General features: G+C 71.1%; 20 protein-coding genes. 10 read left to right on the forward strand and 10 right to left on the reverse strand.

Going from position 1 to position 22213, the window contains the following annotated elements:
* Positions 1 to 20: 20 nt before the first annotated feature.
* The 5 genes from NF681_15695 to xdhC form a co-directional block, all read right to left on the reverse strand.
* Positions 21 to 1496, reverse strand: a complete 1476-nt coding sequence (locus NF681_15695) for an aspartyl/glutamyl-tRNA amidotransferase subunit A (protein UST53731.1) — start codon at positions 1494 to 1496, stop codon at positions 21 to 23.
* A complete protein-coding gene (locus NF681_15700; protein UST53732.1) occupies positions 1493 to 1792 on the reverse strand; it encodes a hypothetical protein in 300 nt (99 codons plus the stop codon). The genes NF681_15695 and NF681_15700 overlap by 4 nt, the downstream gene beginning before the upstream one ends.
* A gap of 114 nt (positions 1793 to 1906) precedes the next feature.
* The gene (locus NF681_15705) at positions 1907 to 2842 is read right to left on the reverse strand and encodes a helix-turn-helix domain-containing protein (GenBank protein ID UST53733.1); all 936 of its coding nucleotides are present in this window, start codon (positions 2840 to 2842) and stop codon (positions 1907 to 1909) included.
* A gap of 95 nt (positions 2843 to 2937) precedes the next feature.
* Positions 2938 to 4143: a urate hydroxylase PuuD gene (locus NF681_15710; protein UST53734.1), complete on the reverse strand. Its 1206-nt coding sequence runs from the start codon at positions 4141 to 4143 to the stop codon at positions 2938 to 2940.
* A gap of 192 nt (positions 4144 to 4335) precedes the next feature.
* Positions 4336 to 5154 carry a xanthine dehydrogenase accessory protein XdhC gene (gene xdhC / locus NF681_15715; protein ID UST53735.1) on the reverse strand — a complete coding sequence of 273 codons (819 nt, stop codon included), beginning with the start codon at positions 5152 to 5154 and terminating at the stop codon, positions 4336 to 4338.
* A 41-nt stretch (positions 5155 to 5195) separates the two neighbouring features.
* On the opposite strand from xdhC, the gene NF681_15720 reads away from it, so the two are divergent.
* Positions 5196 to 5711, forward strand: a complete 516-nt coding sequence (locus NF681_15720) for a hypothetical protein (protein ID UST53736.1) — start codon at positions 5196 to 5198, stop codon at positions 5709 to 5711.
* 34 nt (positions 5712 to 5745) lie between these two features.
* On the opposite strand, the gene uraH is transcribed toward NF681_15720, so the two are convergent.
* Entirely contained in the window at positions 5746 to 6096 is a 351-nt protein-coding gene (gene uraH, locus NF681_15725) for a hydroxyisourate hydrolase (GenBank protein ID UST53737.1), read from the reverse strand.
* 61 nt (positions 6097 to 6157) lie between these two features.
* Here uraH and NF681_15730 point away from each other — a divergent pair, with 61 nt between their 5' ends.
* The 6 genes from NF681_15730 to NF681_15755 all read left to right on the forward strand — a co-directional run bounded on the left by NF681_15730 (position 6158) and on the right by NF681_15755 (position 14211).
* On the forward strand, positions 6158 to 6832 hold the full coding sequence (locus tag NF681_15730) for a GntR family transcriptional regulator (GenBank protein UST53738.1): 675 nt from the start codon (positions 6158 to 6160) through the stop codon (positions 6830 to 6832).
* A gap of 56 nt (positions 6833 to 6888) precedes the next feature.
* On the forward strand, positions 6889 to 7854 hold the full coding sequence (gene puuE, locus NF681_15735; protein UST53739.1) for an allantoinase PuuE: 966 nt from the start codon (positions 6889 to 6891) through the stop codon (positions 7852 to 7854).
* 4 nt (positions 7855 to 7858) lie between these two features.
* Positions 7859 to 9691: a 2-oxo-4-hydroxy-4-carboxy-5-ureidoimidazoline decarboxylase gene (uraD, locus tag NF681_15740; GenBank protein ID UST53740.1), complete on the forward strand. Its 1833-nt coding sequence runs from the start codon at positions 7859 to 7861 to the stop codon at positions 9689 to 9691.
* Positions 9692 to 9750: 59 nt separating this feature from the next.
* Positions 9751 to 10983 (forward strand): M20/M25/M40 family metallo-hydrolase, encoded by a 1233-nt coding sequence (locus NF681_15745; GenBank protein UST53741.1) that lies wholly within the window; start codon positions 9751 to 9753, stop codon positions 10981 to 10983.
* 217 nt (positions 10984 to 11200) lie between these two features.
* A complete protein-coding gene (locus tag NF681_15750) occupies positions 11201 to 12715 on the forward strand; it encodes a purine permease (protein UST53742.1) in 1515 nt (504 codons plus the stop codon).
* 50 nt (positions 12716 to 12765) lie between these two features.
* Positions 12766 to 14211 carry an NCS1 family nucleobase:cation symporter-1 gene (locus tag NF681_15755; protein UST53743.1) on the forward strand — a complete coding sequence of 482 codons (1446 nt, stop codon included), beginning with the start codon at positions 12766 to 12768 and terminating at the stop codon, positions 14209 to 14211.
* Between the two features lie 37 nt (positions 14212 to 14248).
* Here the strand turns inward: NF681_15755 and NF681_15760 are convergent, their stop codons facing one another.
* Genes NF681_15760 through NF681_15770 form a run of 3 tightly spaced genes read right to left on the reverse strand, consistent with a single transcriptional unit; the run spans position 14249 to position 17454 of the window.
* Positions 14249 to 15331: an AI-2E family transporter gene (locus NF681_15760; GenBank protein ID UST53744.1), complete on the reverse strand. Its 1083-nt coding sequence runs from the start codon at positions 15329 to 15331 to the stop codon at positions 14249 to 14251.
* A 43-nt stretch (positions 15332 to 15374) separates the two neighbouring features.
* Positions 15375 to 16127: a GntR family transcriptional regulator gene (locus tag NF681_15765; GenBank protein UST53745.1), complete on the reverse strand. Its 753-nt coding sequence runs from the start codon at positions 16125 to 16127 to the stop codon at positions 15375 to 15377.
* Positions 16120 to 17454: a C4-dicarboxylate transporter DctA gene (locus NF681_15770; GenBank protein ID UST53746.1), complete on the reverse strand. Its 1335-nt coding sequence runs from the start codon at positions 17452 to 17454 to the stop codon at positions 16120 to 16122. Before NF681_15770 ends, NF681_15765 begins: the two co-directional genes overlap by 8 nt.
* A 150-nt stretch (positions 17455 to 17604) precedes the next feature.
* Here NF681_15770 and NF681_15775 point away from each other — a divergent pair, with 150 nt between their 5' ends.
* Positions 17605 to 18468, forward strand: coding sequence for an aldo/keto reductase (locus NF681_15775; GenBank protein UST53747.1), 864 nt, complete (start codon positions 17605 to 17607; stop codon positions 18466 to 18468).
* A 22-nt stretch (positions 18469 to 18490) separates the two neighbouring features.
* Here the strand turns inward: NF681_15775 and NF681_15780 are convergent, their stop codons facing one another.
* Positions 18491 to 19417 carry a LysR family transcriptional regulator gene (locus tag NF681_15780; GenBank protein ID UST53748.1) on the reverse strand — a complete coding sequence of 309 codons (927 nt, stop codon included), beginning with the start codon at positions 19415 to 19417 and terminating at the stop codon, positions 18491 to 18493.
* 130 nt (positions 19418 to 19547) lie between these two features.
* Between NF681_15780 and gcl the strand changes: the two genes are divergently transcribed.
* The gene (gene gcl / locus NF681_15785) at positions 19548 to 21347 is read left to right on the forward strand and encodes a glyoxylate carboligase (protein ID UST53749.1); all 1800 of its coding nucleotides are present in this window, start codon (positions 19548 to 19550) and stop codon (positions 21345 to 21347) included.
* A gap of 16 nt (positions 21348 to 21363) precedes the next feature.
* A complete protein-coding gene (hyi, locus tag NF681_15790) occupies positions 21364 to 22182 on the forward strand; it encodes a hydroxypyruvate isomerase (GenBank protein ID UST53750.1) in 819 nt (272 codons plus the stop codon).
* The last annotated feature ends 31 nt before the right edge of the window (positions 22183 to 22213 follow it).

Genomic DNA, 22213 nt, shown 5'->3' on the forward strand with positions numbered 1-22213 from the left:
GCCCGGCCGTCGAAGTCACTTTAGGCAGCGGCCGGCGCTCCCGCTTGTCCCGCACCGCCAGCGGATGTGCTGGTCGCGCCATCGCGCAGCACGGGCGCGCGGCGATGGAAATCGGTCGCCTGCTGGAACGCGTGTCCGGCGCGCAGCAGCATCGCCTCGCCGAACGGCCGGCCGATGATCTGCAGGCCCATGGGCATGCCCTCGCCGTCGAAGCCGCAGGGCACGTTGAGCGCGGGCAGGCCCGTCAGGCTGGCCACGCCGGTGAACTGCATGATGGCCGAGAGCATGTCCTCGGGACGGCCCTCCTCGATGGCGACGGTGGTCTCGCCCAGGCGCGTGGCGGTGAACGGCAGGGTCGGACAGACGAACACGTCGACCGCGTCCTCGAAGGCCGCCAGGAACTCCCCGCGCAGCAGCGCGCGGTAGCGCTGCGCCTGCAGGTAGTGCGTCGCCGGCAGCAGCTCGCCGACGTCGAGCAGCGCGCGCACGTCGTCGCCGTAGTCCTGCGGTCGCTCGCGCAGGTCGCGCTGGTGGTAGGTGCTGGGCTCGGCCGACTCGATGGTCAGCTGCGCCGCGATGTTGCCGTGGATGTGCCGGATGTCGACGTCGACCAGCACGGCCCCCAGGTCGACGAAGGTGGCGAGCGCCTGCTTCAGGCCCGCGAGCACGCTCGGCTGCAGGTGTTCGAGGAAGTAGCCCGGCACGATGCCGATGCGCAGGTGGCGGCAGCCGCCGTCCAGGCGCCGCAGGACGTCGTCGCACGGGTGCTGGGCACTGCCCGCGTCGCGCGGATCGAAGCCCGCCATGGCGCCGAACATCAGGGCGCAGTCCTCGACCGTGCGGGCCATCGGACCGACCGTGTCCATGCTCCAGGCCAGCGGCACCACGCCGTGGTTGCTCACGCGTCCGTAGGTCGGCCGCAGGCCCGCGATGCCGTTGACGGCCGAGGGCAGGCGGATCGAGCCGCCGGTGTCGGTGCCCACGGCGCCGAAGCACATCCGCGCGGCCACGGCGACGGCCGAGCCGCCGCTGGAGCCGGCCGGGAACCGCGTGGTGTCCCAGGGGTTGCGCACCGCGCCGTAGTGCGGGTTGGCCGAGGTGCCGCCCCAGGCGAACTCGTGCATGTTGGTCTTGCCGATGAAGATCGCGCCGTGCTGGCGCAGGCGCGTCACGACCGTGGCGTCGGCCTCCGGATGCCAGTCGGCCAGGACCTTGCTGCCGGCGGTGGTGCGCGTGCCGCGCACGGCGACGTTGTCCTTGAGCGCGATCGGCACGCCGTGCAGCGGGCCCAGCCCGCAGCCGGCGGCCGAGAGCATCTCGGCGGCGCGGGCGACCTGCAGCGCCTGCTCCTCGAAGACGGTGATGAACGAGCGCAGCACGCCGTCGTGCGCCCGGATGCGCGCGAGCGCCGCCTCGACCAGTTCGACCGGCGAGACCGCGCGTTCGCGCACCAGGCGCGCGGCCTCCGCCAGCGTGAGTTCGAGCAGGTCGCTCATGGCCGGCTCCCGGTGGACGCGGGCGCCGCCGACGGGCCGCGCGCCTCACCCGCCGCCGCGCCCGCCGCGCCCGCCTCTTCCACGGGCCCCGGCGCCGCGACCTGCGCGAACACCGTCGCGGGCATCAGCGACCGGTGCGCGGGCGCGCTCATCTTGCGGTTGAGTTCGTGGGCGGCCGGCATCCAGGCCGCCAGGATCGCCGCCGCCGCGGCGGCGCGCTCCGGACTCAGGTCCAGTCCGGCATGGGCGGCCAGCGCCGCCATGGCGGCATCGGTCCCGGGAGGGTGGTCTTCCATCGGTGTCTCCAGTCGTTCGTGCATGACGCGACGATAGGAAACGATGCCCGTGCGGACTTGGCTGGCATCGCCAAGTCGATGGCCTGGGCGCGCCAGGCCGCCGCGGCCCTCAGCTCAATGGGTGCGCAGCAGCGTGTGCGGCGTGGTGCCGTAGGCCTTCTTGAAGACCCGGCAGAAATGCGAGAGATCGCTGAAGCCGCACTGGAACGCGGCCTGCGTCACCTGCTGCACGCGGCCCTCGGTCAGGGCGCGATGGCTCGCTTCGAGGCGCCGTTTCCACAGCCACTGCATCGGCGTGGTGCCATGGCAGGCGAAGACGCGCGTGAGCGTGCGCGCGGAGACGTGCTGGGACGCGGCGATCCGGGCGACGTCCAGCTCGCAGTCGTCCAGGTGGGCATCGATGTGGGCGCAGGCGCGCTGGAACAGCGCCTCGTGCGCCGAGCGCGGGACCGACGCGCCGTCCTGGCGCATCTGGAGCACCACGGCGAGCATGTCGAGCAGCGAGTTGGCCAGCGGCCCCTGGGCGCCTTCGTGGCCGGAGAACTCCATGACCGCCGCCTCGCGCATCACGCCCGCCAGCAGCGTCGCCACCGGAGAGCCTTCGCTCAGGGGCACGGCCGTCAACCGCTCGGCCTCTGGCACCAGCGCGAGCAGCCGCCGGCGCGGGATGCGCAGCATCAGGAACGCGTCGGGCTGCAGGTCGTAGGTGAAGGGGCGCGCCGCGTCGTAGAGGGCGATGTCGCCCGGGCGCTGCACCATCTGGCGACCGCCCTGCGACAGGCGGCCGTGGCCTTCCACCACGAGGCTGAGCATGAAGTCGTCATTCGGGCCGGTGCGCAGGTGGTACGGGGTGCGCTCCCAGGCGTGCGCGGGCGAGGACATCCGCGCCAGGGTCAGGCTGCCGAGCGGGCGCACCTCCAGGCGGGCGTCGAAGTCGTCGCGGCACGGCACCGTGCTCGCGGCGGGAATGAAATGACTGCACACCACATCGCTCCAGTAGGCGAAGCGGTGCGCGGTGCCGGCGGCACGCGTCGAGTAGTTCAGTTCCATGATCGGCACCCCCGGGGCGAGAAGCGATGGGGCACTGTAAAGAGGTGCTCACCCTCACGCAACTTCTGTGCCGCCGGGCCTGCCCGCGGCGGCGGCTACTGCGTCTTCGCGCCGGCCAGGAACCACTTGCCGATCAGCGCGCGCTCCGCGTCGGTGATGCCGGTGGCGTTGTTCATCGGCATGATCTTCGTCACCACCGCCTGCTGGTAGACCGCCTGGGCGTGCAGCGCGACCTGGTCGGGCGTGTCCAGGCGCACGTTCTTCATCTGCACGGCCGCGCCGTGGCACAGGTAGCAGCGCTGTTCCAGCACCTTCTGCACCTCGCCGAAGGACACCTGCTGCACCGCCGCGCCCGGCGCCGGCGCGGCGACCGGCTCGGGCCGCATCCAGACGATGGTCAGGCCCAGCACCGCGACGCCGACCATCGCGTAGGGCAGCGGATTGCCCGCGTTGCCCAGCTTGAAACGATGGCGCACCACGAAGAACTGCCGGATGGCCGCGCCGCCGAGCATGATCAGCAGCAGCACCACCCAGTTGTGCTTGTGCGTGTAGGTGAAGCTGTAGTGGTTGCTCAGCATGGCGAAGAGCACCGGCAGCGTGAAGTAGGTGTTGTGGACGCTGCGCTGCTTGCCGCGCTGGCCGTGCACCGGATTGACCGGCTTGCCCTCCCGCAGCAGGCCCACGTTCTCGCGCTGGCCGGGAATGATCCAGAAGAACACGTTGGCGCTCATGGTCGTGGCCATCATCGCGCCCACCAGCAGGAACGCGGCGCGGCCGGCGAACCACTGGCAGGCCAGCCACGTCGCGAAGGCGATGAAGATCGCGATCAGCACGCCCACGATGGTGTCGCCGTTCTTGCGGCGCCCGAAGACCTGGCAGATGCCGTCGTAGACGATCCAGAAGACGACGAAGAAGGCCAGCGCCACCGAGATGGCCGCGCCGGGCTGCCAGTCCATCTTCGACTTGTCGATCAGGTAGGTGCTCGCGTTCCACAGGTAGGACATGGTGAACAGCGAGAAGCCGGTGATCCAGGTCGAGTAGCTCTCCCAGTACGACCAGTGCAGGTGGTCGGGCAGCTTCTTCGGCGCCAGCGCGTACTTCTGCATGTTGTAGAAGCCGCCGCCGTGCACGGCCCACTGCTCGCCGCCCACGCCCTTGTCGAGCGATTCGGCGTCCTGCGGCTTCTCCAGGCTGTTGTCCAGCATCACGAAGTAGAACGAGGCGCCGATCCAGGCGATGGCGGTGATGACGTGGACCCAGCGCAGCAGCAGGTTGGCCCAGTCGAGGTAATAGCTTTCCATGGCTCTTTCTTTCTCTTTCAGCCTGGCCGGCGCGTGACTGCGCCGGACGGTCGGTGCCTGCTCACCACTGCGGGCGCTGTAAGCAGAAAGAAGGCCGCGAACGCAGGCTCTGATGGCCTCGCTCCGCTGCGGCGTGGGGTCGGGAGTGTAAACAAGGGGGTCGGTGGGTGTGGGCGGTCTCCGGGAAACTCCTCAGCCGCGCGGGCCGAGCGACTGCAACAACTGTGCCGCCACCGCCACGGCGATCACCTCGGGCTCCTTGCCGGCGATGCCGGGGATGCCGATCGGGCAGGTGACGCGGTCCATCTCGGCCTCGGTGAAGCCGCGCGCGGCCAGGCGGTGGCGGAAGGTGGCCCATTTCGTCCGGCTGCCGATCAGGCCGACGTAGGGCAGGTCGTCGCGCGTTCGCAGGCGCTTCAGGCAGGCCACGACGATGTCGAGGTCCTCGGCGTGGCTGAAGCTCATGACCAGCACGCGCGAACCCGGCACCAGGTCGGCGACGGCGTCCTGCACGGGCTCGGAATGCTCGGTGGCGATGCGCGCCGGCAGCGCGGGGGCGAAGACGCCCTCGCGGCTGTCGATCCAGCGCACCGCGAACGGCAGGGTGGCCAGCAGCCGGGCCAGCGCGGCGCCGACGTGGCCGCCGCCGAACAGCGCGACCGGCTCCAGGCGCCGGGTGAACGCGTCGCGCAGCGCCGGCGCGTCGGCCGCGCCGACCCGCTGATACGACAGCACCACGACGCCGCCGCAGCACTGGCCCAGTGCCGGGCCGAGCGCGTGGCGCCTTGGCCCCTCGATGGCCGGGCCGCCGCCGAGCCAGTCGCGCGCGGCGCGCGCGGCCTGGAATTCGAGGTGGCCCCCGCCGATGGTGCCGGTCAGCGTGCCGTCGCCCCACACGGCCATCCAGGTGCCGGCCTCGCGCGGCACCGAGCCCTGCGTGGCGTCGATGCGCACCAGCACGCCGTCCTCGACGCGCAGGCGCTGCAGCAGCAGGTCGAGCATCGATGTCATGCGGCGCTCCGGGCCGGGCGGCGCACGGTATAACCGCGCCGATGACGAAACTCCCGCCCGCGCCGCGCCGCCTCGCCCTGGCCGGCGTCCTCCTCGCCACGCTGTGGCTCGCCGGGTGCGCCGGCAGCCCGACGGCGCCGATCACGCGCCCCGTGCCCGGCCAGCTCACCGACGCCACGCCCGAACCCCCGCCCGGCCGCTCGCCCATGCCGCGCGCCTCCGAGGCCGCCAACGCGCGCGACTACCGCCGCGACGCCGCCCGCCACGTCTACGACGGCAACCGCGCCCGCATCTACGGCGGCAAGCTGCCCGCCCTGCTCTACGCGGTCGGCACGCTGCAGGTGAACCTCGACGCCAACGGCAAGGTGCTCTCGATGCACTGGATGCGGGCGCCGAAGCACGCGCCGGAGGTCATCGCCGAGATCGAGCGCACCGTGCTGGAGGCCTCGCCCTTCCCGGCGGCGGCGCGCATCGGCAAGGTGACGTGGACGGACACCTGGCTGTGGGACAAGGGCGGTCATTTCCAGCTCGACACGCTGACCGAAGGGCAGTTGTAGCGACGGCGCCGGGCGCGGAGCTTGCAAGGCACGCTCAGGAGCCCCGGTAGGTCGAGTAGCTCCACGGGCTCACCAGCAGCGGCACGTGGTAGTGCTCGTCGGTGCGCGCGACGCCGAAGTCGAGCGACACGCGGTCGAGGAAATTGGGCTCGGGCAGCACGACGCCCCGCGCCTTGAAGTACGCCGCGACGTCGAACACCAGCCGGTAGGTGCCGGCCCTGAGGGTCTGGTTGTCGTAGAGCGGGCCGTCGCTGCGGCCGTCGGCGTTGAGCACGAAGCGCCGCACCAGCGTCGCCGCGTCGCCCTGCGTGGTGAACAACGCGACCGACATGCCCGCGGCGGGCGCGCCGTGCATCGTGTCGAGGACGTGGGTGCTGAGGCCCATGGAAAGCTCCTGGTAATTCCGGTGGACAAAAGTGTATACACATTCCCGGTTGCCGCCTATCATGGATGTCATGGAGTCCTCCACCACCGCCGCCATCGTCGACGCCCTGACCCGGGCCATCGTCGAGCACCGGCTGCATCCGGGCAGCAAGCTCGCCGAGCAGAAGCTGGCCGACCACTTCGGCGTCTCCCGCACGCTGGTGCGGCAGGCCCTGTTCCAGCTCTCGCAGAACCGGCTGATCCGGCTCGAACCCGCGCGCGGCGCCTTCGTCGCGTCGCCGTCGGTGGACGAGGCGCGCGAAGTGTTCGCGGTGCGCCGCATGCTGGAGGTCGAGATGACGCGCAGCTTCGTGCGCGGCGTGACCCCGGCGCGCCTGAAGGCGCTGCGCGAGCACGTCGCCGCCGAACGCGCGGCCGTGACCGCCGGCGACGCCACCGGCCGCACCGAGCTGCTGGGCGACTTCCACGTGCGCATGGCCGAACTCATCGGCAACCGGGTGCTGGCCCAGATGCTGGGCGAGCTGATCTCGCGCTGCGCCCTCATCACGCTCATGTACCAGAGCCCGAGCGCCGCCGCGCACTCCAACGACGAACACGCCGACATCGTGCGCGCCCTCGCCGCCCGGGACGAGGACCTGGCCGTGCGCCTCATGAGCGAGCACCTCGACCACGTCGAGGCGAGCCTGACCTTCGACCGCAAGGTGCCCACGCACGACGTGGCGCTGGCCCTGACCTGACCCGGCCCCGTCGGCCTTCCACCCCCGTCCTCACCGCCCTCACCGCCCCGCCCGCCATGACCGTCTACGACTCGACGCTCCCCTATCCCCGCGACCTGGTCGGCTACGGCCGCAACCCGCCGCACGCGCGCTGGCCCGGCGGCGCCCGCATCGCGGTGCAGTTCGTGCTGAACTACGAGGAAGGCGGCGAGAACAGCGTGCTGCACGGCGACGCGGGCTCGGAGCAGTTCCTGTCGGAGATGTTCAACCCGGCGAGCTACCCGGAACGCCACATCAGCATGGAGGGCATCTACGAGTACGGCTCGCGCGCCGGCGTCTGGCGCCTGCTGCGCGAGTTCGAGAAGCGCGGCCTGCCGCTGACGGTGTTCGGCGTGGGCATGGCGCTGGAGCGCCACCCCGAGCTCACCGCCGCCTTCGTCGCGCTCGGCCACGAGATCGCCTGCCACGGCTGGCGCTGGATCCACTACCAGGCCATCGACGAGGCGACCGAGCGCGAGCACATGGCGCTGGGCATGGCCGCCATCGAGCGGCTCACCGGAGCGCGCGCGCTCGGCTGGTACACCGGCCGCGACAGCCCGCGCACGCGCCGCCTGGTGGCCGACTACGGCGGCTTCGAATACGACAGCGACTACTACGGCGACGACCTGCCCTTCTGGATGCGGGTCGCGAAGAGCGACGGCGAGGTGGTGCCGCAACTCATCGTGCCCTACACGCTCGACTGCAACGACATGCGCTTCGCGCTGCCCCAGGGCTACTCGCACGCCGACCCGTTCTTCCAGTACCTGAAGGACACCTTCGACGCCCTCTACGCCGAGGGCGACCCCGCGGGCGACGACCGCCCCAAGATGATGAGCGTGGGCATGCACTGCCGCCTGCTCGGCCGGCCCGGGCGCATCGCGGCGCTGCAGCGCTTCCTCGACCACGTCGCCGCCCATGCGGACGTGTGGGTGTGCCGGCGCGTGGACATCGCGCGGCACTGGCGAGCGACGCATCCCTTTCGTGCCGAAGACACAGGAGCCTGAGACCATGACCACCGCATCGACGACCGCCCCCCGCGCGCCCTTGACCCTCGAGGCCCTCAACGCCGCCACGCCGGAGGCGGCCGTGGCGCTGCTCGACGGCACCTACGAGCACTCGCCCTGGGTGGCGGAGGCGGCCCTGGCCGAGCGGCCGTTCCGCTCGCTGCAGCACCTCAAGCACGCCCTGGCGCGGGTCGTCGACGCGGCACCGGCCGAGCGCCAGCTGTTTCTCATCCGCGCCCACCCCGAACTCGCCGGCAAGGCGATGGAGCGCGGCGCCCTGACCGCCGAATCGACCAACGAGCAGGGCAAGGCCGGCCTCACGAACTGCACGCCCGCAGAGCTCGCGCACATCGGCGACCTCAACGCCGCCTATGGCGCGAAGTTCGGCTTCCCGTTCATCCTGGCCGTGCGCGGGCCGCGCGGCACCGGGCTGGCCAAGCAGGAGATCGTGCGGACCTTCGAACGCCGGCTGGGCCACCACCCGTCCTTCGAGCGCGGCGAGGCGCTGCGCAACATCCACCGCATCGCCGAGATCCGCCTGCACGACAAGTTCGGCGCCGACACCTCGCTGGGCGACGACGTCTGGGACTGGCAGGAGGCGCTCGCGGTCCACACCGACCCGGGCTACGCCGAACTCGGCCAGCTCACCGTCACCTACCTCACCGACGCGCACCGCGCCTGCGCCGCGCAGATCGCGCAGGGCATGCGCGACTGCGGCTTCGACGCGGTGGACACCGACGCCGTGGGCAACGTGGTCGGCCGCTACGAGGCCGCCACGCCGGGTGCCAGGGCGCTGCTGACCGGCTCGCACTACGACACCGTGCGCAACGGCGGCAAGTACGACGGCCGGCTGGGCATCTTCGTGCCGATGGCCTGCGTGCGCGAGCTGCACCGCCAGGGCCGGCGCCTGCCCTTCGCCATCGAGGTGGTCGGCTTCGCCGAGGAGGAAGGCCAGCGCTACAAGGCGACCTTCCTGGGCTCGGGCGCGCTCATCGGGCATTTCGACCCCGCCTGGCTCGACCAGAAGGACGCCGAGGGCGTGACCATGCGCGAGGCCATGCGTCACGCCGGGCTGAGCGAAGCCGACATCCCCGCCATCCGGCGCGACCCGGCGCGCTACCTCGGCTTCGTCGAGGTCCACATCGAGCAGGGCCCGGTGCTCACCGAGCTCGACCTGCCGCTGGGCGTGGTCTCCTCCATCAACGGCAGCGTGCGCCACGTCGGCGAGGTCCACGGCATGGCCAGCCACGCCGGCACGACGCCGATGGACCGGCGCCGCGACGCGGCGGCGGCGGTGGCCGAGCTGATCCTGTTCGCCGAGCAGCGCGCCGCGCGCGACGGCGACTCGGTCGCCACCGTCGGCATGCTGGAGGTGCCCAACGGCTCGATCAACGTCGTCCCGGGCCTGTGCCGCTTCAGCCTGGACATCCGCGCGCCCGACGATGCCCAGCGCGACGCCGTCGTCGCCGACGTGCTGGCCGCGCTGGCCGGGATCTGCGAGCGCCGCTTCGTGCGCCACACCCTGGAGGAGACCATGCGCGCGGCCGCCGCGCCGAGCGCGCCCGAATGGCAGCGGCGCTGGGAGCGCGCGGTCGAGTCGCTGGGCCTGCCGGTGCACCGCATGCCCAGCGGCGCCGGCCACGACGCCATGAAGCTGCACGAGGTCATGCCGCAGGCGATGCTGTTCGTGCGCGGCATCAACTCGGGCATCAGCCACAACCCGCTCGAATCGAGCACGTCGGCCGACATCGACCTCTCGGTGCGGGCGTTCCAGCACCTGCTCGACGACCTGGCGCGGGACGTGGCCGGGGCCACCGCGCCGTCGCCGTCGGCCTGATCCACCCGCTCCCACTTTCCCCTTCTCCGATCCCTTCCGATCTTTCCGGACCGCTGCCCATGACCGCCTACGACCGCCTCGACGCCTGGATCGACGCCCATTTCGACGAGGAAGTGCGCTTCCTGCAGGAGCTGGTGCGCGTGCCCACCGACACCCCACCGGGCAACAACGCGCCGCACGCCGAGCGCACCGCCGAGCTGCTCGCGGGCTTCGGCCTGGACGCCGAGCGCCACGCGGTGCCCGAACAGGCCGTGCGCGACTACGGCCTCGAATCCATCACCAACCTGATCGTGCGCCGCCGCTACGGCACCGCCGGCGACGGCCCGACGGTGGCCCTCAACGCCCACGGCGACGTGGTGCCGCCCGGCGAGGGGTGGACCCACGACCCCTACGGCGGCGAGATCGAGGACGGCCGGCTCTACGCCCGCGCCGCCGCCGTCAGCAAGAGCGACTTCGCCAGCTTCACCTTCGCCCTGCGCGCGCTGGAGGCGGTGGCGAAGCCGTCGAAGGGCGCCGTCGAGCTGCACTTCACCTACGACGAGGAGTTCGGCGGCCTGCTCGGTCCGGGCTGGCTGCTGTCGCAGGGCCTGACGAAGCCCGACCTGATGATCGCCGCGGGCTTCGGCTACGAGGTGGTGACCGCGCACAACGGCTGCCTGCAGATGGAGGTGACCGTGCACGGCAAGATGGCCCACGCGGCCATCCCCGACACCGGCGTCGACGCGCTGCAGGGCGCCGTGCGGATCCTGAACGCGCTCTACGCGCAGAACACGCGCTACCGGGAGGTCACCTCGGCCGTCGAGGGCATCACCCACCCCTACCTCAACGTCGGACGCATCGAGGGCGGCACCAACACCAACGTCGTGCCCGGCAAGGTCGTCTTCAAGCTCGACCGCCGGATGATTCCCGAGGAGAACCCGGTGGAGGTCGAAGCCGCGATCCGCGAGGTCATCGCCGAGGCGGCGGCGCCGCTGCCGGGCGTCACGGTGGAGATCAGGCGCCTGCTGCTGGCCAACGCGATGAAGCCGCTGGCCGGCAACCAGCCCCTGGTCGAGGCCATCCAGAAGCACGGCCGGACGATCTTCGGCGAGCCGATCCCGGCCATGGGCACGCCGCTCTACACCGACGTGCGCCTCTACGGCGAGGCCGGCATTCCCGGCGTGATCTACGGCGCCGGCCCGCGCACGGTGCTGGAGTCGCATGCCAAGCGCGCCGACGAGCGCCTGGTGCTGGAGGACCTGCGCCGGGCCACCAAGGTCGTGGCGCGCACGCTGGCCGACCTGCTCGGCTAGGCACCCGCACCCCTGACACGGACGGCGCTTCGGCGCCGTTTTCTTTTGGCGCGCAACTTGCATCGCGAGGTCCGTCCCGCCAGGCCGGGTCGCGGACTAGGCGTTTTCCTCGATGCGTGCGCAGCCATGCTTTGTATACAGTTTCGCGTACAAAGCAGTCGTCGCCCGCTCCGGCCCGCCGCGATCGCCACCGTCGTCCTTCCTCAGGAGCCACGTGATGTCCTCTCCCTCCGCCGCCGCCTCGCCGGCCGCAGATTCCCTCCCGTCGGTCCACCTCGTCGACCAGCAGCTGCCCCTGGGCCGGCTCTCCGCCCTGGGACTGCAGCACGTGCTGGTGATGTACGCCGGCGCGGTGGCCGTGCCGCTGATCGTGGGGCGCGCGCTGCGCCTGAGTCCGGACGAGGTGGCGCTGCTGATCTCGGCCGACCTGTTCTGCTGCGGCATCGCCACGCTGATCCAGTCGCTGGGCGCCACGCGGTGGTTCGGCATCAGGCTGCCCGTGATGATGGGCGTGACCTTCGCCTCGGTGGCGCCGATGGTGGCCATCGCCAACGCCAACCCGGGCGTCGCCGGGGCGCAGCTGCTCTTCGGCTCGATCATCGGCGCGGGCGTGATCTCGATCCTGATCGCGCCGATGGTCAGCAGGATGCTGCGCTTCTTCCCGCCGGTGGTGACCGGCACGATCATCGCGGTCATCGGCATCAGCCTGATGCGCGTGGGCATCAACTGGATCTTCGGCAACCCGTTCGGCCCGACCGCCCCGGCCATCGTCGACCCGGTCTACGCCAAGTGGCTGGCCGACGTGACCTCGCCGGGCAGCGCGCTGCCGCCGGTGCCCAAGGGTTTCGCCATCCTGCCGACGGTGCCCAACCCGCGCTATGCCGACCTCACGGGCTTCGGCGTGGCGGCCGTCGTGCTGGTGTCGATCCTGCTGATCGTGAAGTACGCCCGGGGCTTCGTGGCCAACATCTCGGTGCTGCTGGGCATCGCCATCGGCGCGGTGGTGGCCTCGGCGATGGGCATCATGACCTACGAGAAGGTCGGCCGCGCGCCGTGGTTCGACGTCGTGCTGCCGTTCCACTTCGGCATGCCGCAGTTCGACGCGGTGCTCATCCTGACCATGACGCTCATCATGATCGTGGTGATGATCGAGTCGACCGGCATGTTCCTGGCGCTGGGCGAGATGACCGAGCGGAAGATCGACCAGAAGGACCTGGCCAAGGGCCTGCGCACCGACGGCCTGGGCACGCTGATCGGCGGCATCTTCAACACCTTCCCCTACACCAGCTTCTCGCAGAACGTCGGCCTGGTGGCCGTCACGGGCGTCAAGAGCCGTTACGTGTGCGTGGCCGGCGGCGTGATCCTGATCGTGCTGGGCCTGCTGCCCAAGATGGCCGCGCTGATCGAGTCGCTGCCCACCGTGGTGCTCGGCGGCGCCGGGCTGGTGATGTTCGGCATGGTGGCGGCCACGGGCATCCGCATCCTCTCGGGCGTGGACTTCAAGGGCAACCGCCACAACCCGATGATCGTCGCGGTGTCGATCGGCATCGGCATGATTCCGCTGATCGCGCCCAACTTCAAGCAGTGGATGCCGCACGCGCTGCACTCGCTGATCGAGTCGGGCATCCTGCTCGCGTCGATCACGGCGGTGCTGCTCAACCTGTTCCTCAACGGCGCGAAGCACGACGAGGCCGCCGTCATCGCCGCGGCCAAGCAGGCCGAGGCGCATTGAGGCCGTTGCCTTCCCGACATCCACGACGACGACACAGGCGACACCTCCTCATGCAACCCACCGGCCTCCACGGCGTCCCCGGCTCGGACGAACGCCTCATCAACCACGACCTCGCGCCCGTCGCGGGCGAGCGCAAGAACTGGTCGAGCTACAGCATCTTCGCGATGTGGATGTCCGACATCCACAGCGTGGGCGGCTACACCTTCGCGGCCAGCCTGTTCCTGCTGGGACTCAACGGCTGGCAGGTGCTCGGCGCCCTGGTGGTGGGCATCGCCATCGTCAACGTGCTGATGAACTGGATCGGCCGGCCCAGCCAGCGGCACGGCATCCCCTACCCCGTGATGGCGCGCGTGAGCATGGGCGTGATGGGCGCGAACTTCGCCGCGCTCATCCGCGGCATCGTCGGCGTGGTCTGGTACGGCGTGCAGACGTACTTCGCCTCCAAGGCCGTGGCCACGCTGGTGCTGGTGTTCTTCCCGGCCGCCGCCGCGCTGCAGTCCAGCAGCTTCCTGCGGCTGGACCTGCTGGGCTGGGCGAGCTTCATGTTCATGTGGATCTTCCAGCTGCTGATCTTCCAGCGCGGCATGGACTCGATCCGCAGGTTCATCGACTTCTGCGGCCCGGCGGTGTACGTGGTGATGTTCCTGCTGGCCGGCTGGATCGTCTGGAAAGCCGGCTGGGACGCGCTGGACCTGTCGCTCAGCGACAAGGTGCTCACCGGCGGCGAGTCGTTCGTCGCCATGGGCAGCGCGATCCTGCTGGTGGTGAGCTACTTCGCCGCGCTGCTGCTGAACTTCGGCGACTTCTCGCGCTACGCGCGCAGCGAGCGCGACATGCGCGTGGGCAACTTCCTGGGCCTGCCGGTCAACTTCATCCTGTTCGCGGTCATCGTGGTGATCGTCACCGCCGGCAGCGCCAAGGTGTTCGGCCACATGATCATGGACCCGATCGAGATCGTCGCGCGCATCGACAACAAGTGGGCCGTGGTGCTGGGCAGCGTGACCTTCATCATCGCCACGATGGGCATCAACATCGTCGCCAACTTCGTCTCGCCGGCCTACGACTTCGCCAACCTGTTTCCCAAGCACATCGACTTCAGGCGCGGCGGGCTCATCACCTCGGTGCTGGCGGTGGCGGTGTGTCCGTGGATCTTCGTGGACAGCCCCAAGGCGATCACGGTGTTCGTGAGCGTGTTCGGCGCGGTGCTGGCGCCGCTGTTCGGCGTGATGGTGGCGGACTTCTACCTGCTCAAGAAGCAGGTGCTGAAGGTCGAGGACCTCTACACCATGGCCCCCGGCGGGCGCTACCACTACGACGGCGGCTGGAACCGGGTCGGCGTCGCGGCCCTGGTGCTGGCCAGCGCGGTCTCCATCGGCTGGGAGCTGTGCACGCAGCTCCTGAAGGTGCTGCCGGAGAACAATTTCGGCTGGGTCATCGGCGCGGTCGCCGGCGCGGTCCTCTACGTCGCGATGATGCGCGGCGCCCGGCGCACCTGAGCCGCGCCCCGCGCGACCCGCCCGGGCACGGCCGCGCTCAGATCGGCGTGCCCTTGTCGTCGTGCCGGTCGCCCACGTCGCCGGAGTTCGCGAACAGGCTCCACGCGGCCATGAACAGGGCGGCGATGACCGGGCCGATCACGAACCCGTTGATGCCGAACAGCGCCATGCCGCCGATGGTGGACATCAGCACGATGTAGTCGGGCATCTGCGTGTCCTTGCCCACCAGGATGGGGCGCAGGATGTTGTCGACCAGGCCGATCACGAAGACGCCGACGAAGACCAGCACCAGGCCCTGCCAGATGCGCCCGGTCGCGAGGAAGTAGAGCGCCACCGGCCCCCAGATGAGCGCCGCGCCCACCGCCGGCAGCAGCGACAGGAAGGCCATCAGCACCGCCCAGAGCAGCGCCCCCTGCACGCCCAGGAACCAGAACGCCAGCCCGCCGAGCGTGCCCTGCGCGATCGCCACGGCCACGTTGCCCTTGACGGTGGCGCGGATCACGGTGGTGAACTTGTTGAGCAGGTAGTGCGTGTGCGGCTTGGCCAGCGGCAGCGCGTCGCGCACGGTCTTCGACAGCGCCGGACCGTCGCGCAGCAGGAAGTACAGCAGGTACAGCATCACGAAGAAGCTGACGAAGAAGTCGAAGGTGTTCTGGCCGATGGTCAGCGCCTGGCCGGCGACGACCTGACTGCCCTGCGCCGCGCCGGCGGTGATGCGCGATTCGAGCGAGGACATGTTGGTCAGGTCGAAACGCTCCAGGATGTTCATGACCCAGCGCGGCATCGCGCCCAGGATCTGCTGGAAGTAGGCGGCGAAATTGATCTGGCCCGTGCGGATGTCCTGCGTCACCACCGCCACCTGCTGCACCAGCGACACGCCGATCATGGCCAGCGGCAGGATCACGATCACCAGGCAGATCGCCAGCGTCGAGAGCGCGGCGGTGTTCTTGCGGCCGGGAAACTTCCGCAGCAGCCAGCGATACATGGGCGTGAACAGGATCGCCAGCGCCACCCCCCACAGCACGGCCCCGAAGAACGGCATCAGGATCCAGATGAAGGCGACCGTGACGATGGCGAGCAGGGCAAAGAAGGTGCCGCGCTGGAGTTGGGGGGAATTCATAGGTGACGCAATGTAGTGCAGCCCTGCGCCGCGGCCGTGTACGTCAGGAACCGGACTTCGCGCCGTCCGTCGGTGGTCGTGGCGTTTGCGCAACGTCCAGCGGCGCGAGCGTCGCGCGCAGGCGCGCCGGCGCATCGGGCTCGCGCGCCGCCGGTTCGACCTCCAGCGCCTGCTCGACGTTGCCGATGTGGGCCAGCATCAGGTCGCGCGCGCGGGCCGTGTCGCCGTCCTCGAGCGCGTCGACGATGGCGCCGTGCTCGGCGCAGGACTGTCCCGCGTCGTGGCGCGACTGGTAGAGCGTGGCCGCCAGCGTGGTGCGCGCGGTCAGGTCGCGCAGCACGTCGACCAGCAGCCGGTGGCCCATCTGCGCGGCCAGGCAGACGTGGAAGTCGGCCAGCAGGAAGGCGCGCGTGGCCGCGTCGGCGCCGTCGATGGCGCGCCGCTCGTCGGCGATGTGCTGGCGCAGGCGGCGCGTGACGGCCTGCAGCGGCCGCCCGGCTTCCGCGAGGATGCCGGCCTCGACGATGCGCCGCGCCGCGAAGGCGTCGCGCGCCTCCTCGGCCGAGGGCTGCACCACGTACCAGCCGCGCTTGCTCTGCACCTCGACGAAGCCGCGCGCCTGCAGCTTCATCAGCGCCTCGCGCACCATGGTGCGGCTGACGCCGAAGTTGCCCGCGAGCGCCTGCTCGCCCAGGCGCTCGCCCGGCGCGAGCTTCTGCGCCAGGATGGCCTCGACCACGCGCTCGGCGATGACGGTGGGCGAGACCTCGTCCAGGGCCGGTGCGCCCTCAGGCATGGCGCGCCGTCGCCGTGGCGGCGCTGGTGGCGACCGGCGCGTCGGCCGTCGTCGCGTCGTCGGGGGTCCAGGTGCCGTCGAGCACGGCATGGGCGCGTTCGCGGTCGATGTCGCCCTCCCAGGCGGCGACGGCCACCGTGGCGACGCAGTTGCCGATCAGGTTGCCCAGCGCGCGGGCGATGCCCATGAACCAGTCCACCGACAGCACCAGCACCAGCCCGATGGCGGGGATCGCGGGGATCGCCTGCAGCGTCGCGGCCAGCACCACGATGGCCGAGCCCGGCACGCCGTGCGCGCCCTTGGAGGTGACCAGCGCGATCGCCAGGATCGCCAGCAGGTCCGACAGGGAGATCGGCGTGTTGGTGGCCTGCGCGATGAACACCGCCGCCAGCGTGATGTAGATGGAGAAGGCGTCGAGGTTGAACGAGTAGCCCGTCGGGATCACCAGGCCGACGGTCGAGTCGCGGATGCCCATGCGGCGCAGCTTGGCCATGACCTGGGGCAGCACGCTGTCCGACGAGGTGGTGGCGAAGACGATCGTGAGCTCCTCGCGCAGGTAGCGCAGCAGCTTGACCAGGCTGAAGCCCGACAGCCGCATCACCAGCCCCAGCACGCCGAAGACGAAGATCAGCACCGCGCCGTAGAACAGCGCCACCAGCATTCCCAGCTGCTTGAGCGAGCCGATGCCGTAGCGCCCCACCGTGAACGCGATCGCCCCGAGCACGCCCAGCGGCGCGAGCTTGATGATGATCCCCATGATCTTGAACAGGACCAGGGAGAGCGAGTCCACCACCTGCGCGACCGGCTTGCCGTGCTCGCCCAGCAGCGCCAGCGCGCAGCCGAAGAGCACCGCGAACAGCAGCACCTGCAGCACGTCGCCGGTGGCGAAGGCGCCCACCACCGTGTTGGGGATGAGCTTCATCAGGAACTCCACCGTGCCGCCGCTGGTGAGCTTGTCGGCGTTGGAGGCGTAGGCGCTCATGGCGCTCGCGTCCAGCAGGCGCGGATCGACGTTCATGCCCACGCCGGGCTTGAAGACGAAGGCCAGCACCAGGCCCAGCACCAGCGCGATGGTGGTGAGCGCCTCGAAGTAGATCAGCGCCTTCACGCCGACCCGGCCCACGCGCCGGAGGTCGCCCGCGCCGGCGATGCCGTGCACCACGACGCAGAACACCAGCACCGGGATGATCATCTTGATCAGCTTGATGAAACCGTCGCCCAGCGGCTTGAGCTTGACGGCGAGGTCGGGCACCAGCAGGCCGGCCAGCACGCCGAGCACCAGCGCGATGACGACTTGGCCGAAGAGGGATCGGGCGAAGCGGGGCATGGGAGGTTCCTGGAGTGGCAAGGTTGCATGCAACATCGCTCAAACTTGCATGCAAGTAATGTAGGCAAGATGGGCGCACGGGACCGAGCGGGTATTCCCGGGGCCTCGGCCGACGCAAGCAAGCGCCGTGCGCGGCGCATCATGGGCACCATGGACACCCTGAGAACCCTGGAACTGCCGGCGGGACCGGCCATGCCCGTGCTCGGCCTGGGCACCTGGCGCCTGGGCGAGGACCCGGCCCGGCGCGCCGGCGAGGTGGCCGCCGTGCGCGCGGCCCTGCGCATGGGCTACCGGCTGATCGACACGGCCGAGATGTACGGCGACGGCGGTGCCGAGGAGGTCGTCGGCCAGGCGATCGCCGAGGCGGTGGACGCGGGCGAGGTGCGGCGCGAATCGCTCTTCGTCGTGAGCAAGGTGCTGCCCCACAACGCCAGCCGCCGGGGCACGGCGCAGGCCTGCGACCGCAGCCTGGCGCGCCTCGGGCTGGCGCGCGTGGACCTCTACCTGCTGCACTGGCGCGGTCCGCACCGGTTGGCCGACACCGTCGCCGCCCTGGAGGCGCTGGTGGCCGACGGCCGCGTCGGCGCCTGGGGCGTGAGCAACTTCGACACCGACGACATGGACGAACTCGCCGGCGTGCCCGGTGGCGATCGCTGCGTGACCGACCAGGTGTACTACTCGATCGCCGAGCGCGGCCCGGAGTTCAGCCTCGCGCCCTGGCTGCGCGCGCGTGGCCAGGCGCTGATGGCCTACAGCCCGATCGACCAGGGCGCGCTGGCGTCGGATCACGCCCTGGCCGCGCTGGCCGAGGCGCGCGGCGTCACGGCGGCGCAGCTGGCGCTCGCCCGGCTGCTGGCCGAGCCCGGCGTGGTCGCGATCCCGAAGGCGGCGCGCGAGACGCACCTGCGCGAGAACCTGGCGGCGGCGTCGATCGTGCTGTCCCCCGGGGACATCGCCGCGATCGACCGGCTGCACCCGCCGCCCAGGCGCAAGACGCCGCTGGCGATGATCTGAGGCGGCCTGGGCCGGTCGCGCCTCAGGCCTCCGGCGGCCCGGGCGGCGCGATCTCCCACCAGCGCTCGCCGAAGCGCCCCTGCAGGAAGGCCACGAAGCCCGCGACCTTGCCGCCCAGCCGCCGGGGCGAGGGAAAGACGGCGTGGATCTCCTGGCTCGCCAGGGCATGGTCGGCCAGCACCTCCACCACCCGCCCCGTGGCGAGCGATTCCGCCGCGACGTAGCGCGGCACCATCGCCAGCCCCAGGCCGTCGCGCACCGCCGCCAGCACGGCCGAGACGTTGTTCGAGCGCAGCCGCGCGGTCACCGGCACGCTCGCCGGTTCGCCCCGGGGCGTGCGCAGGTGCCAGACGTCGTCGCCCACCACGCTGCTGTAGGTGATCGCCACGTGCGCGCTCAGGTCGGCCGCGCGCCGGGGCGTGCCGTGGCGCGCCAGGTAGCCGGGCGCGGCCACCACCACCCACGGGTTCAGGCCCAGGAAGCGCGCGCCGAGCGAGGAATCGGCCAGCCGCCCCATCCGGATCGCCACGTCGATGCCCTGCGCCACCAGGTCCACGTAGCGGTCCTCGAAGCTCAGGTCGAGCCGCACCCGCGGGTGGTCCGCCATGAATTCGAGCGCCAGCGGCACCACCACGCGGCGGCCGAAGGCGACCGAGGTGGCGATGCGCAGCAGCCCCTGCATGGCCGAGGGCTGCTGGCGCGCGACGTGCTCGGCCTCCTCGGCGTCGCGCACGACGGCCTTGCACCGCTCGCAGTAGAGCGCGCCCGCCTCGGTCGGGCTGACGCCGCGCGTGTTGCGGTGGAGCAGCCGCACCCCCAGGCGCGCCTCGAGGGCGGCGACCTGCTTGGTCACGGTGGGCTGGGTGGTGTTGAACTCGCGCGCCGCGCGCGAGAAGCTGCCGGTCTCCACCACCCGCACGAACATCGCCATCGCCTGCAATCGGTCCATGGCCGGATGCTAGCCACGGATCGGCCCGCGGTCATTCCGCGGCGGAATAGCTTCTATGGCGCGGCACCGTCTTCCGCCCGGCGGCACCGGTTCCTAGAGTCGGTCCATCGACATCCAAGGAGACATGCACATGACGAAGATGACCGCCATCGAGGCCGCCGTGCGGGTGATGGAGAAGGAAGGCGTGACCCAGGCCTTCGGCGTGCCCGGGGCCGCCATCAACCCGCTCTACGCCGCCCTGCGCCGCCACGGCGGCATCGCCCACATCCTGGCGCGCCACGTCGAGGGCGCCTCCCACATGGCCGAGGGCTACACGCGCGCCGTGGCCGGGAACATCGGCGTGTGCATCGGCACCTCGGGGCCGGCGGGCACGGACATGATCACCGGGCTCTATTCGGCCTCGGCCGACTCGATCCCGATCCTGTGCATCACCGGGCAGGCGCCCCGCGCGCGCCTGCACAAGGAGGACTTCCAGGCCGTCGACATCGAGTCGATCGCGCGGCCGGTGACCAAGTGGGCGGTCACGGTGCGCGAGCCCGGGCAGGTGCCGCAGGTGTTCCAGCAGGCCTTCCACCTGATGCGCTCGGGTCGCCCGGGACCGGTGCTGATCGACCTGCCCTTCGACGTGCAGATGGCGACCATCGAGTTCGACATCGACGCCTACGCCCCGCTCGCGCCCTACCGGCCCGCCGCCACGCGCGCCCAGATCGAGAAGGCCCTGGCGATGCTCGGGGCCGCCGAGCGGCCGCTGATCGTGGCCGGCGGCGGCGTGATCAACGCCGACGCGAGCGAGCTGCTGGTGCGCTTCGCCGAGCTCACCGGCGTGCCGGTGATCCCGACCCTGATGGGCTGGGGCGCCATCCCCGACGACCACCCGCTCATGGCGGGCATGTGCGGGCTGCAGACCAGCCACCGCTACGGCAACGCGACGCTGCTGGCCTCGGACTTCGTGCTGGGCATCGGCAACCGCTGGGCCAACCGCCACACCGGCTCGATCGACGTCTACACGAAGGGCCGCACCTTCGTGCACGTGGACATCGAGCCGACGCAGATCGGCCGCGTCTTCACGCCCGACTTCGGCATCGTCTCGGACGCGAAGGCGGCGCTGGAACGGTTCGTCGAGGTGGCCGGGGCGATGAAGGCCGGGGGCCGCCTGCGCGACCGCGCCGCCTGGTCGGGCGAGTGCCGCGAGCGCAAGCGCAAGCGCACGATGCTGCGCAAGACGCACTTCGCCGACGTCCCGATGAAGCCGCAGCGCGTCTACCAGTGCCTCAACGCGCACTTCGGCCCCGAGACCTGCTACGTCAGCACCATCGGGCTGTCGCAGATCGCGGCGGCGCAGTTCCTCCACGTCCATCGGCCGCGCCACTGGATCAACTGCGGCCAGGCCGGCCCGCTGGGCTGGACGCTGCCGGCGGCGCTGGGCGTGCGCGCGGCCGACCCGGCGCGGCGCATCGTCGCGCTCTCGGGCGACTACGACTTCCAGTTCATGGTCGAGGAACTGGCCGTGGGCGCGCAGTTCAAGCTGCCCTTCCTGCACGTCGTGGTCAACAACAGCTACCTCGGGCTGATCCGCCAGAGCCAGCGCGGCTTCGACATGGACTACTGCGTGCAGCTGGGCTTCGACAACGTCAACGCCGGGCCCGAGGCCGGCATCGAGGCGGGCTACGGCGTGAACCACGTGAAGGTGGTCGAAGGCCTGGGCTGCAAGGCGATCCGCGTGAGCCGCCAGGAGGAGATGCAGCCGGCGCTGGAACAGGCCGAGCGGTGGATGGCCCAGTACCGGGTGCCGGTGGTGATCGAGGTGATGCTCGAGCGCGTCACCAACATCGCCATGGGCACCGAGATCGACGCGATCCAGGAGTTCGAGCCGCTGGCCGAATCGCTCGAGGACGCGCCCACGGCCCTCGCCGCGACGATGCCGGGCTGAGCGGACGACGCACGCCATGCCCCGTTTCGCCGCCAACCTGTCCATGCTGTTCACCGAGCGGCCCTTCATGCAGCGCTTCGAGGCGGCCGCCGCGGCCGGCTTCGAGGCCGTGGAATGCCTCTTCCCCTATGCCCTGCCCCGGCGCGAACTCGCCGCCGCGCTGCGCGCCAACGGCCTCGCGCAGGTGCTGCACAACCTGCCCGCGGGCCGGTGGGAGGCCGGCGAGCGCGGCATCGCCTGCCACCCGGGGCGCATCGGCGAGTTCCGCGCCGGCGTCGACCGGGCCATCGACTACGCCCGGGCGCTGGGCTGTCCGCGCGTCAACTGCCTGGCCGGACGGCGCCCCGAAGGCGCGAGCGAGGCGGACGTCCGGCGCACGCTGGTCGACAACCTGCGCTTCGCCGCGTCCCGGCTGCAGGCCGCGGGCATCGGGCTGCTGGTGGAGCCGGTCAACCACTTCGACGTCCCCGGCTTCGCGCTGACCACCACCGCGCAGGCGCTGTCGCTGATGGACGAGGTCGCTGCGCCCAACCTGCGGCTGCAGTACGACATCTACCACGCGCAGCGCATGGAAGGCGAGCTCGGCGCCACGCTGGCCGCCCACATCGGTCGCATCGGCCACATCCAGCTGGCCGACAACCCCGGACGCGGCGAGCCCGGCACCGGCGAGGTCCATTTCCCGTGGCTCCTGCGGCACATCGACGCGCTCGGCTACGACGGCTGGATCGGCTGCGAATACCGGCCGCGCGGCGACACGGCGGCCGGGCTGGGATGGCGCGACGCGTGGGCCGGACCCGTGCTTCCCATTAGACGGAAAGTGCCAATTCTGGAGTAGCCTGCGGGTCGCTTTCGTCGTTTGAACCCAG

It is taken from the genome of Comamonadaceae bacterium OTU4NAUVB1, assembly GCA_024372625.1.
GTDB lineage: Bacteria > Pseudomonadota > Gammaproteobacteria > Burkholderiales > Burkholderiaceae_C > Variovorax.

Coding starts and splice junctions, on each gene's coding strand:
- NF681_15695 (UST53731.1), bottom strand. CDS start 1,496: ATGAGCGACCTGCTCGAACTCACGCTGGCGGAGGCCGCGCGCCTGGTG.
- NF681_15700 (UST53732.1), bottom strand. CDS start 1,792: ATGGAAGACCACCCTCCCGGGACCGATGCCGCCATGGCGGCGCTGGCC.
- NF681_15705 (UST53733.1), bottom strand. CDS start 2,842: ATGGAACTGAACTACTCGACGCGTGCCGCCGGCACCGCGCACCGCTTC.
- NF681_15710 (UST53734.1), bottom strand. CDS start 4,143: ATGGAAAGCTATTACCTCGACTGGGCCAACCTGCTGCTGCGCTGGGTC.
- xdhC (UST53735.1), bottom strand. CDS start 5,154: ATGACATCGATGCTCGACCTGCTGCTGCAGCGCCTGCGCGTCGAGGAC.
- NF681_15720 (UST53736.1), top strand. CDS start 5,196: ATGACGAAACTCCCGCCCGCGCCGCGCCGCCTCGCCCTGGCCGGCGTC.
- uraH (UST53737.1), bottom strand. CDS start 6,096: ATGGGCCTCAGCACCCACGTCCTCGACACGATGCACGGCGCGCCCGCC.
- NF681_15730 (UST53738.1), top strand. CDS start 6,158: ATGGATGTCATGGAGTCCTCCACCACCGCCGCCATCGTCGACGCCCTG.
- puuE (UST53739.1), top strand. CDS start 6,889: ATGACCGTCTACGACTCGACGCTCCCCTATCCCCGCGACCTGGTCGGC.
- uraD (UST53740.1), top strand. CDS start 7,859: ATGACCACCGCATCGACGACCGCCCCCCGCGCGCCCTTGACCCTCGAG.
- NF681_15745 (UST53741.1), top strand. CDS start 9,751: ATGACCGCCTACGACCGCCTCGACGCCTGGATCGACGCCCATTTCGAC.
- NF681_15750 (UST53742.1), top strand. CDS start 11,201: ATGTCCTCTCCCTCCGCCGCCGCCTCGCCGGCCGCAGATTCCCTCCCG.
- NF681_15755 (UST53743.1), top strand. CDS start 12,766: ATGCAACCCACCGGCCTCCACGGCGTCCCCGGCTCGGACGAACGCCTC.
- NF681_15760 (UST53744.1), bottom strand. CDS start 15,331: ATGAATTCCCCCCAACTCCAGCGCGGCACCTTCTTTGCCCTGCTCGCC.
- NF681_15765 (UST53745.1), bottom strand. CDS start 16,127: ATGCCTGAGGGCGCACCGGCCCTGGACGAGGTCTCGCCCACCGTCATC.
- NF681_15770 (UST53746.1), bottom strand. CDS start 17,454: ATGCCCCGCTTCGCCCGATCCCTCTTCGGCCAAGTCGTCATCGCGCTG.
- NF681_15775 (UST53747.1), top strand. CDS start 17,605: ATGGACACCCTGAGAACCCTGGAACTGCCGGCGGGACCGGCCATGCCC.
- NF681_15780 (UST53748.1), bottom strand. CDS start 19,417: ATGGACCGATTGCAGGCGATGGCGATGTTCGTGCGGGTGGTGGAGACC.
- gcl (UST53749.1), top strand. CDS start 19,548: ATGACGAAGATGACCGCCATCGAGGCCGCCGTGCGGGTGATGGAGAAG.
- hyi (UST53750.1), top strand. CDS start 21,364: ATGCCCCGTTTCGCCGCCAACCTGTCCATGCTGTTCACCGAGCGGCCC.